The sequence below is a fragment of the Celeribacter naphthalenivorans genome (genome assembly GCF_020524585.1).
In the GTDB taxonomy this organism is placed as follows: Bacteria; Pseudomonadota; Alphaproteobacteria; order Rhodobacterales; family Rhodobacteraceae; genus Celeribacter; species Celeribacter naphthalenivorans.
In genome coordinates, this window is record NZ_JAIVLK010000002.1 from 209,900 (window position 1) to 222,377 (window position 12,478).

Annotated in this window: 10 protein-coding genes; 5 read left to right on the top strand and 5 right to left on the bottom strand. The window is 61.4% G+C overall.

All coding sequences use genetic code 11. The features are described from left to right. Nucleotides 1-23: 23 nt before the first annotated feature. Together LC094_RS04630 and LC094_RS04635 are read right to left on the bottom strand one after the other, a co-directional pair. Nucleotides 24-1,934: a protein kinase domain-containing protein gene (locus tag LC094_RS04630; protein WP_226550579.1), complete on the bottom strand. Its 1,911-nt coding sequence runs from the start codon at nt 1,932-1,934 to the stop codon at nt 24-26. An 11-nt stretch (nt 1,935-1,945) separates the two neighbouring features. After that, complete coding sequence (locus LC094_RS04635) at nt 1,946-2,407, bottom strand: type III secretion system chaperone (protein ID WP_226550580.1); 462 nt, start codon at nt 2,405-2,407, stop codon at nt 1,946-1,948. 330 nt (nt 2,408-2,737) lie between these two features. On the opposite strand from LC094_RS04635, the gene LC094_RS04640 reads away from it, so the two are divergent. Genes LC094_RS04640 through LC094_RS04650 form a run of 3 tightly spaced genes read left to right on the top strand, consistent with a single transcriptional unit; the run spans nt 2,738 to nt 6,941 of the window. Beyond that, nucleotides 2,738-3,433, top strand: coding sequence for a response regulator transcription factor (locus tag LC094_RS04640; protein ID WP_226550581.1), 696 nt, complete (start codon nt 2,738-2,740; stop codon nt 3,431-3,433). 32 nt (nt 3,434-3,465) lie between these two features. After that, nucleotides 3,466-4,722: an FIST N-terminal domain-containing protein gene (locus LC094_RS04645; RefSeq protein WP_226550582.1), complete on the top strand. Its 1,257-nt coding sequence runs from the start codon at nt 3,466-3,468 to the stop codon at nt 4,720-4,722. After that, nucleotides 4,719-6,941, top strand: a complete 2,223-nt coding sequence (locus LC094_RS04650) for a hybrid sensor histidine kinase/response regulator (protein WP_226550584.1) — start codon at nt 4,719-4,721, stop codon at nt 6,939-6,941. The genes LC094_RS04645 and LC094_RS04650 overlap by 4 nt, the downstream gene beginning before the upstream one ends. Here the strand turns inward: LC094_RS04650 and LC094_RS04655 are convergent. Further along, nucleotides 6,916-7,698, bottom strand: coding sequence for an ABC transporter permease (locus tag LC094_RS04655; protein WP_319003275.1), 783 nt, complete (start codon nt 7,696-7,698; stop codon nt 6,916-6,918). The genes LC094_RS04650 and LC094_RS04655 overlap by 26 nt on opposite strands. A 122-nt stretch (nt 7,699-7,820) precedes the next feature. Here LC094_RS04655 and LC094_RS04660 point away from each other — a divergent pair, with 122 nt between their 5' ends. Beyond that, the gene (locus LC094_RS04660) at nt 7,821-9,929 is read left to right on the top strand and encodes a 4Fe-4S binding protein (RefSeq protein WP_226550586.1); all 2,109 of its coding nucleotides are present in this window, start codon (nt 7,821-7,823) and stop codon (nt 9,927-9,929) included. Continuing rightward, on the top strand, nt 9,926-10,810 hold the full coding sequence (locus LC094_RS04665; protein WP_226550587.1) for an FAD:protein FMN transferase: 885 nt from the start codon (nt 9,926-9,928) through the stop codon (nt 10,808-10,810). The genes LC094_RS04660 and LC094_RS04665 overlap by 4 nt, the downstream gene beginning before the upstream one ends. A gap of 3 nt (nt 10,811-10,813) precedes the next feature. Here LC094_RS04665 and LC094_RS04670 read toward each other — a convergent pair whose 3' ends face one another. Both LC094_RS04670 and pedF read right to left on the bottom strand, forming a co-directional pair. After that, nucleotides 10,814-11,716 carry a substrate-binding periplasmic protein gene (locus LC094_RS04670; RefSeq protein ID WP_226550588.1) on the bottom strand — a complete coding sequence of 301 codons (903 nt, stop codon included), beginning with the start codon at nt 11,714-11,716 and terminating at the stop codon, nt 10,814-10,816. Between the two features lie 3 nt (nt 11,717-11,719). Further along, nucleotides 11,720-12,406, bottom strand: coding sequence for a cytochrome c-550 PedF (gene pedF / locus LC094_RS04675; RefSeq protein WP_226550589.1), 687 nt, complete (start codon nt 12,404-12,406; stop codon nt 11,720-11,722). Nucleotides 12,407-12,478 lie beyond the last annotated feature (72 nt).

A 12,478-nucleotide genomic window follows, 5' to 3' on the forward strand; every position in this document is an offset into this window, starting at 1 on the left:
TTTTTGGGTTTGACGGGGCGCGATCAGGTGTCGAGCTCCGCCCCCCATCGGCGGATCGCGGCATCGTCTCCGGCCATGAGCGCCACCAACATCTGACGTGCGCTATGGCTGCCGATGTCGATGCGCTGGAAGGCGTCATGATCGAGCAGCGCCCCGAAATCCGTGGCGCGTTTGTCGGGGTCGGGGTGGGTCATGAGGTTGACGAGATCATCGACATACCGGTCGCCCAAGGTGGTGCGCACCGCGCCGTCATGCGCCCCGATGGGAGCGACGCTGTTTTCATGCAGGCTAATCTGTTGCTTTTCCGCCGGGGTGTCGAAGTTGAAATTTGTTTCCGACAGCTTGAAGTCCCCGCTCAACATATTCGCGGTCGTCACGCCGAGGGCGAACATGTCGTAGCTGCGGCCATCAAATTGTGTTTGTTCGAAATAATCGGCCTTCGAGACATCCAAAAGGCTCTCTGCGATTGCGGATTTCATCCTTTTGAACGCCGCTTCATCCTCCACGCTGCGCTCTCCCGGCATAAAGAAGTTCTCGGCAAAGGCGCGCCCGGCCTGTTCGGACTGGGGTTTCAGGGCTAGAAGCTCTTGCGACGAGTTCGATGAGTAGAGCACCTTGGGGTCTTTCCAGATGTATTTGTCGACATGATTGCTGTCGGTCAGGGTCGGCGTTTCCGTCATTACGGTGGTGCCGAAATCCGCGATCTTGCTGGTGCCGTCTTCGGAGATGAAGAGGTTCGGCTCTTTGAAGTCGATGTGGGTCATTCCGGCGGTGTCATGCAGGTGTTGCATGCCCTTGATGACATCCACCATGACGGTCAGGGCCACGGTCTGTGCGGTTTTTTGTGAGATTTTGCCATCCGCAAGTGCGCCCGCAATGGCATCACGGGCCTGGGCGCCGTCGCCGGCCCCCGCCAGCGGCGTGGCGATAACGAAATTGCCCTCGCGTGTCCGGGCCGCCCCCGAAAATCCCAGGATATTGTCGTTTGGCTCGGCGGCGGCATGACGATGGGCCTTGATCTCTTGGGCGAGGCTGTCATGCGAAGAATCGTTGATCTCAAGCTCGAATTTCACCGCGAGGCTGCCGGAGCCGTCCTGCGCATCGTAGCGCACCACCTCGCCAAATCCACCCTGAGCGAGTTTGGGGCCACGGTCATAGGCCTTGCCGTCGATGGTCAAAACCGCCATGTCCTCGGAAATCTCGCCGCCCAGCATTTTGTTCATCGTCTGCTGAACTGTCTGTTGGGCCAGCTCGCGCAGCTCGTCCTTGATGATCCGGGGCAGTTTGCCTTCGCCGGTGGCATTGGCCATATCACGAAATTTCGTGTTGAGCGCCGCCACGAGGTCTTTGCCGTCGCTGAGTTCGAAATCCGGGTGGAGTGCTCGCATCTCCGGCGTGCTGAGCGCGGCGGCCAGCGAGTCGGACAGCGTGTCGGCGATGCCCTGCGTGCTGTAATTTTCCAGCCCGGCGTGGTTCAGACTTGCGATCATCGCGTCCCCGGCGTCCCGCACCGCGACACGGGCGTCGAAGGGCAACTCGCTCAGCCCGATTTTGCTGTTCTCCTGAGCGCGCTGGTTGGCCAGATCGCCCGACATGGCATTGGCGAAAGAGGCAATTTCCTTAAGCGCGGTGCTGTTCGGTTTGGTGAATTGCCGATGCTGGGTCAAGTTCCTGATCAGGCTTTTATCGGCAGAGCGCACGTCGTTTTCGCCGACCTGAGTGATCGCGCGTTTGGCCAGATCGATCCGGTCCTGCGCACGGCCCGACATTTTCGACAGAAAGCCGGATTTGTTGTGCGAGGCATAGAGCGTGATCGAGCCGTCGTCATTTTGCTTGCCTTTGAGGTGCATGCCATCGTCGAGGCCCTGCGCGAATTGGTCGAGCTGGGCGGCGGTGGTCGAGCTGTTGACGGTCAAAGAGGGTTTCAGTCCCATAAGAAGGCTCCTTATGCGCGCAAAATGTGATCGGCGGTGAAATCGACAGGGGCGGCGGCGTTTTGCGTCAGAAAACGGGCCCATTGCGCCCGCGCCAGTCGCAGCGCATCGAGGCCGATGTTCAGGCTGTCGCTGTCGATGGTCGCAACCGGCAGATCGGTGATCAGGAAAATCTCGGTCCCGGCAAGGGCGGTGCGGATATTGCCGCTTTCACGCCACATGAGGTTGTAGGCCAACAGCCCGTCCTTGGCGCGTTCCAGCGTTTCGTCTCCCGTGGCGGGCACGGTGGTGGAAAGCATCACGCGCTGGCCGATCTCGAAGAGTTCCAGGTCGATCTGTTCTTCGGTCTCGAACCCAACACTCCAGCGGCTTGCCGAAGTTTGCAGAACGGCGGTGATGCCGGGATTGGCGTCGGCCAATGCGACGAGCGTGTCGGACATGAACGTATCGAAGTCTCGGTCTTTGTCGGTCATTTGCGGATCTTTCTATAGGTGGTGACGATCCTATCTTGTCAGGCTGGCGCTCAGGCCGCTGTGTCATTCGTCTCAACCCTGTGAGGGGGACAATCGGCGCCGCAACCGGTCCCATCGGGCCGGGAAATTCGCCTGCCGGAGCGGGTCTGGTTCGGTGGTGAAAATGTATTGTTTTACAGTGGGTTGTGTGGGGTTTTTCCGGTTGTGGAGCCGCGGTGTTCTGCGCGCGGAAATAAAAAACCCTGCAATAAAATATAGACTTTTCGCCAATGTCAGAGAAGTTTTGTCTCTGTTAGGCTGAGGTAGAAACAGGTGAGAAATGGTTTTCCGATGAACGACAAACCCTCCATTCGCGTCGAAGGTGCCTTGCAAAATGCTTTGATTATCGACGACCACCCGCTGTTTTGCGATGCCTTGTCGATGACCTTGAAGGCGGGGCTTGGCATCGAGCGGGTGCAGACCGCAGGCGCGCTGGAGGAGGCTTTGTCGGTGCTGGACGGCGGGCTTGAGCCCGATGTGATCCTGCTCGATCTGAACTTGCCGGACGTCAACGGGCTTGATGGTCTCGTGCGGCTGGTCAAGCTTTGCCCGCGCACGCCGGTGGTGATCGTGTCGTCGATGGCGGAGCCGCGCGTGGTGCGTTCGGCCATTCGTGTGGGGGCGGCGGGGTTCGTGCCGAAACATTCGCCGCGCGATGTGTTTCGCAAGGCCTTCGAGCATATCGCCAATGGCGAGATTTACGCCCCCGAAGGGGCCTATTCCGAGAGCGACGCCAATATGCCGCTGAGTTCCGGCGAGGAGGCGCTCATTCGCCTGTCGCATCTGACGAAACAACAGGCGCGGATTTTGCAGTTGATCTGCGAGGGGCAGATGAACAAGCAAATCGCCTATGAGCTCTCCATCGCCGAGACCACCGTCAAGGCGCATGTGACCGCGATCATGCGCAAGCTTGGGGTGCAAAGCCGCACTCAGGCGGTGCTCATCGCGCAGGAAGCCAACTTCAACAGCCTCTTGCCTGACACCTGAGTTTGCGTCACCCTCATTTGAGGGAGGACATCATGAGACATCAGAACGCAGCTTTCGGTGCGGGGTTTGGCGCGGGCTTTGGGCCGAGCTTTGGCGAGGGCGCGCCCATCGTGCGCTCGGCCGAGGTCGAGGCGCAGGACCCCGACGCCATCCGCAAGCTGGTGCAAAAGCTCGGCAAGGGTCCGTTTTCCATCGTCCTGATGTTCATCGCGCCCAGTGTGGACCGCGTGGCTCTGGCGCGTCAGATCAAGGCGGAGGTGCCTTGGGGGCGGGTGATGGGCTGTTCGACGGCGGGCGAATTGACCGCCGAAGGCTATGACGAGGACAAAATCCTCGCGGTCGGCTTTCCGGTCGAACATTTCGGGGTGGAGACGATCCTTGTGCCCGAGCTTAAGTCCTGTCTGTCGCAGGACCTGATGAGCGGCTTGATCCGCGCGCGGCAAATTCTGGCGCAACGCTACCCGCATTTCGAACATGAATTCGCGATGCTTTTGGTCGATGGGCTCTCGGAGCGTGAAGACGCGTTGACCGCCGCCTTAGCCTCTGGGTTAGGGCCTGTGCCTTTGTTCGGTGGCTCGGCGGGGGACGGGGTGCGGTTCAAGGAAACCTTTCTACTCAACGGGCGCCAGATCACCGAAAACGCCGCGATGCTGACGTTTTTCCGCACCCATTGCCCGGTGCGGGTGTTTTCCTGCGATCATTTTCAGGTCACCGAAAAGCGTATGGTCGTGACCGAGGCAGAACCGGACTCGCGTGTCGTCAATGAGATCAACGCCGAACCCGCCGCGGTGGAATATGCGCGCCTGATCGGTCAGGACCCGGCGGCGTTGAACGATCAGGTCTTCGCCGCGAACCCCGTGGTGGTGCAGGTCGGCGGCAAACATCATGTGCGTGCGATCAAATCGGCGGACCCCAAGGGCGATATGTCGTTTTTTGCCGCGATTGATCAGGGCTTGGTGCTGACTTTGGCGGAACCCAAGGACATGGTGGGCCATCTGACCGATACGCTCGAAACCCTGTCACGACCTGCGGCACCGGAGATGGTTTTGGCCTTCGATTGCATCTTTCGTCGGATCGAGGCGGAGCAAACCCAGAAGAAAACCGAAGTGTCCGCGCTGTTGCGCAAACATAAGGTGCGCGGATTTTCCACCTATGGCGAACAGATCGGCGCGATCCATGTCAACCAGACCTTCACCGGGGTGGCGATCTATCCGCCGGGCACAGAGATGAGCGAGGGCGAATTGACGGCCTGTTCCGGTGCCACATCCGCAGAGGGGGCGCCCAGATGAACCGGCCCTCTGATTTTGTCCTGAACCCCGCCGACACCCCGGAGCGGTCGCGTGAAAAGCTGTTGAAAATCGTCGATGTGCTGATGAGCCAGACGGAACAGCGCTCGAATGAACATAGCGCCGCCTATGCCCAGTTTCAGCGCGCCGCCATGTTCGAGGAACAGGTCCGGCAGCGCACCGTCGATCTGGAATATGCGCTCGATCTGCTCAATGTCTCCAACGCGCGGCTGGCCGAGGCGAACCGCGATCTCGACACCGCGCGGCGCAACCTCGCCAATGCCATCGAGACGGTGCAGGACGGCTTTGCCCTGTTCGATTCAGACGATGTGCTGGTGATGTATAACTCGCGCTTTGCGAGTTTCCTGCCGGATGTGCGCGAAGCCCTTCACGAGGGGATCGGCTTTGCGGATTATGCCGAATTGGTCGGCAAGTCCAAACATCTCGATCTGACCGAAACGGACACCGCCTACGCCTGGGCCGAACGTCGTGTCGAACGGCACCGGGACCGGCATGTGGTGTTCAACATTCACGTGGATGGCGACCGCTGGATCCAGATTTCCGAACAGCGCACGCCTGACGATGGCACGGTGATCTTGCAGACCGATGTCTCCGATCTGGTGATGACCGAACGCGAGACCCGCGGGCGGATGCTGGACGATCAGGCCCAGATGATCCGCGCCACTTTGGAGCATGTCTCTCTGGGGGTGTGCATCTTTGACAAGGACGCGCGGCTCGCGGGCTTTAACCAACGTCTTGGCTATCTGATGGGCTTGCCGATGTCCTTCATGCGGATCGGCGCGCGGTTCGACACCATGTATCAGCGGGCCGAAACGGCTTTGACCCTGAGCGACGGGATGACGCCCGAGGCCTTGCTCACCTGGGTCTACGGACAGGCCCCGCGTGTGCCGATCAGTTTTGAACTCAAACATGTCGACAACCGCGTGCTGGTGGTCTCCGCCGAGGATCTGCCGGATGGTGGGTTCGTGATGTCGGTGATGGATGTCACCGCTGAACGCAAAGCGATGGACGAGCTGACGCAGGCCAACGAGACGCTGGAGGCGCGGGTGATGAGCCGGACGCTTGATCTCGAGGACGCGCTGGGCCGGGCAGAGCGCGCCAATGCCGCGCGCTCGCGCTTTGTCGCCGCCGCAAGTCACGACCTTTTGCAGCCCCTCTCCGCCGCCAAGCTGTTCGTGGCCTCCGCCGAGGACGATGTGACCAGCCCGCTGGCGCAGGAAACGCTGGCCAAGGCGCAAAATGCGCTGGCGAGTGTCGAAAACATCCTCTCTGCGCTGCTTGATATTTCGAAACTGGAGGCCGGGCGGTCTGCGCTCGACATCATGCCGGTGCCCTTGGCGCCGATGCTGATGCAATTGCGCGAAGAATACCTGCCCGCCGCGCGCGCCAAGGGCATCGACTTGCGTGTTTTGCGCACGGATAAGATCGTCGAAAGCGATCCGACGTATTTGCGGCGGATTTTGCAGAACCTGATGTCCAACGCGATCCGCTACACCGAGGAGGGTCGGGTGTTGGTGGGCGCGCGGCACAAGCCGAACGGGCGTGTGCGTCTTGAGGTGCGCGACACCGGACCCGGTATTCCAGAAGCCTCGCAACAGGCGATTTTTCAGGAATTTCATCGGCTTGGCACCTCCGCTTCGGCCTCTGTCGGCATGGGGCTCGGGCTTGCCATCGTGGACCGGGCCTGCGCGCAGCTGGGTCATCCGATCCATCTGCACAGTGTGCTGGGCAAAGGCACGGTGTTCGGCATCGATCTCGCCGTGACCCGCCATGTGGCGGCGCAAAATCTGGCCAGTTTTCAATCCGCGCCCACGGTCCCGGATCAGGCCTTTGGGCTGATCGCGCTTTTGGTCGAAAACGACGCCGATGTGCGCCGCGCCATGACGCTTTTGCTCGAAAAATGGGGGCTTGCAGTGGTGGCGGTGGAAAGCGGCGAAGAGGCGCTGTCGCTGGTGGCCGAGCTGGATGTGGTGCCCGATCTCATGCTGGTCGATTACCAGCTTGGCGAGGGCATCGACGGCATCGAGGTGATCCGCCAGATGCGGGGACTTTACGGCGCTATTCCGGCGCGTCTGGTGACCGCGAACCGCTCGCCCGAGGTGGTACAGCACAGCGCGGGGGCGGGCGTCAAAATCCTCTACAAACCCATAGCGCCACAGGACCTTGAGCGCTTTGTCATGGCGCCGCAGTCCGAGCCGTGAGGCCGCCTTTGCCCGCCGCCGCAGGGCCCCGCCAGCGCCCGGCGGCGCGTTCCCACGGCTGGATCACCGCGACCTCGATCACCAGCATGACGGCCACGAAACTGAGTGCATAGGCCAGCACATGAGCGGTTTGAAAGTTCTGAAAATGTAGGTGAATTTTAAAGCCTATCCCATTGGAACGGCCTAGAAATTCCACGACAAGCACGATCTTCCAGATCATCGCCAAACCGTTGCGACCCGCAATCGCCAGATAGGGCGCAAGCTGCGGCAGAACGACATGGCGCAAATAGCGCGCGCGGGGCATGTCGTAGCTATATGCCATCTCATCGAGCCGCCGGTCCCGCGCGGCTGTGCCGTCGCGCAGCGTCACCGTCACCTGCGCCAATTTGTTGAGCGTGACGGCGGTGATTGCGGCCACCTCATTGAGGCCGATCCAGAGATAGCAAAGCACGATCACCACCAGCGCCGGCAGGTTCAAAAACACCGTCACCCAAGGGTCAAACAGGCGGTTGAGACGCGGCGACAGGCCGAGCAAAATCCCAAGTGCGGTGCCAAGCACCATGGCCGCCGTGAAGGACAGGATCACCCGTGTCAGCGTGGCCTGCATCTGCGGCCAGAGCATGCCTTTGGCGATCAGATCGGCCAAAACCACCATGACCGCCAAGGGCGACGGCAATATCTCCGGGTCGGCTTTGAGCCAAGCCGCAAAGGCCCAGAGCGCGACCAGCCCGCCCAGGGACAGGGCCGTATATCTCACTGACGTGATCCGCGGGTTTTGCATGACGTCCTCCCGAATTGACTGTAGCGCGGGGCGGGTCGCAGGGCGTGCTGGACTTTGGTCGTATTCGCCGCGCGCACGGGTGTTGTTAGCGTGATCACATGCGCAGGCTCATTGTCTCTCTTCTTGTCTCACTGCGGGCGCTGATTTGGATCGTGCTCACCTTTTTTCCCCTGACGGTCGTGGCCGCCGGGCCAGAGCCTCTGCCGCGCGACGAGATCGCGGAGCTGATTGTCCCGCCCTATGCGTTGGGGAAGGAAATTGACGACCGAGGGGTCTATCAGCTTTTGAATTCCGGCGGGGCCGAGGTGGGCTATGTGTTGGAAACCGGCCCGCTGGCGCCTTTACCCGGATTCTCAGGAAAGCCAATCAACGCCTTGGTTCTTTTGGATAAATCTGGTGTCTTCATTGATGTGCGCTTGTTGTCGCAATATGAACCGGTCTTTGTCTCGGGCCTTGGCGAAGCGCCGTTTCGCGAGTTTCTGGCGCAATATCCGGGCCTCTCGATCACCCAAAGCCTCGTCGTCGGTGTGCCCTATGGCGCGGGCGGTGGCGGCTCCGATCTGGTCTATCTCGACGGGGTCACGAAGGCGACCGCCAGCGTGCGGATTGCGCATGAAAGCATCCTCGCCGCCACGCTGATCGTGGCCCGCGACAAGATGCAGGGGCTGGCAACAAGCACGCCCGCGCGCCCCAATCCCGACATTGAGGAGGCGCTGACATGGGCCGATCTCGTGGACCAAGGCATCGCGCAGCACCTCTCCGTCACCAACGCCGAGCTCGACGCCGGTTTTGCCGGCACGATTTGGGCCAATGACGATCCGGAGGCACAGGCCGACCCGGAGGGCCGCTATCTCGATCTCTGGCTCATCGACATCGGTGCGCCCTCGGTCGCGCGGGCGGTCCTGTCTCCGGGTACTTTCGATGAGGTGCAGCGGTTTCTCGAGGTTTCTCCCGAGGCCGAGCCTCTGTTGGTCATGGATGCCGGGCGGCACGGGTTGGTGTCGGAGGACTTCGTGCGCAACACCGCGCCGGATCGGCTCTCGGCGGAGCAGGGCGGCTTTCCCGTCGCGCTGCGCGATGCCGACATCTGGGTCGAACTGGCGCCTGATGTGCCGGAGCCTGAAACCGCGATGATCCTGCGCGCCGACCGGCGGTTGGGGTTTGATCCGATCTCGGAGTGGGTGCTGCGGGTTCAGGCCGTGCGCGAACATGGCATGTTCCAGCCAGAGATCGGCGACACGCATTTCGAGCTGACTTACAAAGCGCCGGAGCGGTTTTATAGCGTGCCCGAGGTCCACAAACCGCTGCCCGGCTGGCTCGAAGCGGCGTTCAATCGCAAGGCCGATCTGATCGCTCTCGCGCTGTTCCTGACCACGCTTTTGGTGCTCGTCGGCCCCTTGATGCATCGCTTCGCCGCCCTTCGTCATTTCACCGCGCTGCGGCTTGGCATCCTCTGCGTCGTGATCGGCTTCATCGGTTGGTGGGGGCAGGGGCAATTGTCCATCGTGACGGTGCTCGCCGTGCTGCGCGCCGCCGTGGGGGATGGCAGCCTGTCGGTGCTTCTGTATGACCCGTTTTCGCTGATGATCTGGGCGGTGAGTCTCCTTGGGTTCGTGCTCTGGGGGCGGGGGCTGTTTTGCGGTTGGCTTTGTCCGTTCGGCGCGATGCAAGAGGTGCTGCATCATCTCGGCAAGGCCTTGGGGCTGCGGCAACGCGAGGCGACGCCGCTCTGGGATCGACGTTTGAAGAAAGGGAAATACGTCGCGCTGGCGGGGCTGATCGTGGTGGCCTTCGCGGCCCCGGATCACGCCGAAAAGGCCGCCGAGATCGAGCCGTTCAAAACCGCGATCACAGTCTATTTCAGGCGAGAGTGGATCTATGTCGCCTACGCGGTGTTCCTCTTGGCCACCAGCCTCGTCTTTTTCAAAGGCTTCTGCCGCTATGTCTGCCCCTTGGGGGCGGTCATGGCGATCGGCGGCCTCTTGCGGGGCCGCGACTGGATCGCGCGGCGCGAGGACTGCGGAAGCCCCTGTCAGCTGTGCCGTGTGAAATGTCGCTACGGGGCGATCAAGAAGACAGGAGATATCCAATATGATGAATGTTTCCAATGTCTTGACTGCGTTAAAATTTACGACGACCCGACCCAATGTGTGCCGCTGGTCTTGGCGGCAAAACGTCGTGACAAATCACAGGAGATTGCGGCATGAGGCTGTCTCGACGCCGGTTTCTGACCCTGTCCGCCTGTGCTTTGGCGGCGCCCGCAGGGGCTGCGACGGGGCGTTGGACAGGCTATGCCTTTGGGGCCGAGGTTTCCGTGGAATTGCGTGGACCGCACGGGCTGGTTGAGGCGGATTTACAAGCGGTGATCGCTGAAATCCGTGCCTTGGAACGGCGCTTTTCACTTTATGATCCGGCCTCCGATCTGTCACGTTTGAATGCGCGTCGGGAGGGGCCTCTATCACCGGAAATGCGCGAGGTTTTAGAGCTGTCACACCGGGTTCATGCTGTGACGGGCGGCCTGTTCGATCTGACAATCCAGCCGCTCTGGGAGGCTCTTGCACAGGGCGGGGATGTGACAGCCGCCCGCGATTTGATCGGTCTGGATCGGGTCACGCTTGAAGCCGATTATGTCAAGCTGGTTGCGGGGCAAAAGCTCAGTTTCAACGGCATCGCGCAGGGCTATGCCACGGACCGGATCGCCGCGCTTTTAGCTGCGCGCGGCTATGGAGACGCCCTGATCAACATGGGGGAATTTGCCGCTTTGGGCGGGCCATTTCGGTTGGGCTTTGAGGACCCAGACGCCGGGCGTCTGGGCGCGGTTCACCTCAGCGCGGGGGCGATGGCGACGTCTAGCCCAAGCGCGATGACGGTGGGCAGCGAGACGCATATCCTGCACCCCAAAGGTGGAAAAGCGCTGTGGTCGACCGTGACCGTACTCGCAAAAGGCGCGGGCCAAGCGGCGCTGGCGGATGCGGCCTCGACCGCCTTTTGCCTGATGCCGCGCCCCGAGATCGAGACGGCCAAGCGAAAGCTCGGCCTGTCTCGGGTGTACCTTGTGGATGTCGCGGGCAATCTGAGCTCGCTGTAATCCTCACCGCTCGGGCGGCAAAAAACTCAGGCCATGTTCGACAAAAATGGCTTCGATCCGCCCATCTGCCAGCGCTTTTTCAATCGCGTAATCGACCGCATAGCCCAGATCGCGATGTTGCTGATTGACGGCAACGCCCACCGTCCAGCTGTTGCGCACCAGACCGGGCAGGGGCGGTTGATGGACGCCGAACCCCTCTTCCAGCCCTGCTTCGATCACCGCCAAAGGCGCCATGACGGCCATGGTCTCGCCCGAGGTCATGCCCGCGACGGCCGCATCCGAAGAGCGGTAGCGATGGATCGCATCCCCGATGGCACCGCGCCCGACAGAGGTCAGATAGAAATCCGACAGGCTGTCGTTTTCCACCGCCACCGTGTCGAAGCGAAAATAGGCAGGCGTCGGTTTGGCATCGGGATAGTCGGCCTCATTATAGCCGATGGCCAAGGCCTCTCCCGCATATTGTCCCGTGAAAACAACCTGTTCGATGCGACAGGTCAACTCGCTGTCATAGGGTACATGCAGCATCACGTCAGAGACGCGCCCGCCCACCGTGGCGCCTTTCCAGACGTAGTTGCGCAGATCCGCGTCGAGGGTCTCATCCGCCTGCACCAGCCGAAATCGGGGCGTGACGCCGAGATCTTCGGCGATGATCCGACCGATTTCGACGTCGATGCCTTTGGCCTTCCCACCCTCTTCATAAGACCAGGGCGGGAAGTCTTCGTAGAGGGCGAACTCGATCCAGCCCTCATCGATGATGCGGTCGAACTCGCGGCCGACATCCTGCGCAAAAGTGTTCTGCGGTTTCGGGCCGGGGACATAGTCCTCACAGCGCGCGAAAGCCGGCCCCGCGAAAGCGAGACCGGCGAGCAGGGCCACGACAGGACCCGATGTGATGTGACGGCGCATGATTCACTCCGCCGCAGAGAGGCCCACCGTCAACAGATCGGCGGTGTGTTTCCACGTCGCGGGATCGTCGGTCATGTTGCGCGCGGCCTCAAATGCCACACTGTCGGCGACCGGCGCGCCGGAGCCGGTTTCGACATCCGCGGCGATGCTGGCAAGCTCTTCTTGCACGGCGGTCGGGTTCTCGACGTCCCCAGCCAGAAGGTGGTCTCGAATTTCCGTCAGACGCGCCATGTGATCGTCCAATGCGCCATCGTCGGGGCGGGTTTCGACATAGGTGCGGATCGCCCAGGCGGCCTTTTGGCCGAGCAACTCCCCAAAGGCAGGCATCTTGGTGATTCCATTCTGGGTCATGCCGTGCTGGAACCGTTCCACGAACCATTCGTCGCCATATTCCTCGGCCTCCAAATAGCGCAGATCGGGGGCCAGACCGCCCGACACAACGCCGAGGCCATGACAGCGCGCGCAGTTCTGGTTGTAGCCGGACGAGCCGATTTCAATGGCCTTGAGCCAGACCTCTTCGCCCGCCTCCTCCGCGCGGTAGGGGTTTTCGGTCAGCCATTCTTCGCCCACATCGGGCAGGGCGTCGGTGTTCACCGGCTGCGGGGTCACATCGCCATGGGCGAAGGCGACGGTTGCGATTGCGGTCGTGAGTGCGGCGAGCAAGGCGGTGCGTTTCACAGCATTTTTCATTGGGTCCTCCCATCGTTTTCCCATGAATATCTCTGCCGCGAAGGCGCGCGCCATTAGACCTTGGTGCCACTG

Excerpts from the sequence above, each read along its gene's own strand:
- LC094_RS04630 (WP_226550579.1), bottom strand. The coding sequence starts at position 1,934 with ATGGGACTGAAACCCTCTTTGACCGTCAACAGCTCGACCACCGCCGCC.
- LC094_RS04635 (WP_226550580.1), bottom strand. The coding sequence starts at position 2,407 with ATGACCGACAAAGACCGAGACTTCGATACGTTCATGTCCGACACGCTC.
- LC094_RS04640 (WP_226550581.1), top strand. The coding sequence starts at position 2,738 with ATGAACGACAAACCCTCCATTCGCGTCGAAGGTGCCTTGCAAAATGCT.
- LC094_RS04645 (WP_226550582.1), top strand. The coding sequence starts at position 3,466 with ATGAGACATCAGAACGCAGCTTTCGGTGCGGGGTTTGGCGCGGGCTTT.
- LC094_RS04650 (WP_226550584.1), top strand. The coding sequence starts at position 4,719 with ATGAACCGGCCCTCTGATTTTGTCCTGAACCCCGCCGACACCCCGGAG.
- LC094_RS04660 (WP_226550586.1), top strand. The coding sequence starts at position 7,821 with ATGCGCAGGCTCATTGTCTCTCTTCTTGTCTCACTGCGGGCGCTGATT.
- LC094_RS04665 (WP_226550587.1), top strand. The coding sequence starts at position 9,926 with ATGAGGCTGTCTCGACGCCGGTTTCTGACCCTGTCCGCCTGTGCTTTG.
- LC094_RS04670 (WP_226550588.1), bottom strand. The coding sequence starts at position 11,716 with ATGCGCCGTCACATCACATCGGGTCCTGTCGTGGCCCTGCTCGCCGGT.
- pedF (WP_226550589.1), bottom strand. The coding sequence starts at position 12,406 with ATGAAAAATGCTGTGAAACGCACCGCCTTGCTCGCCGCACTCACGACC.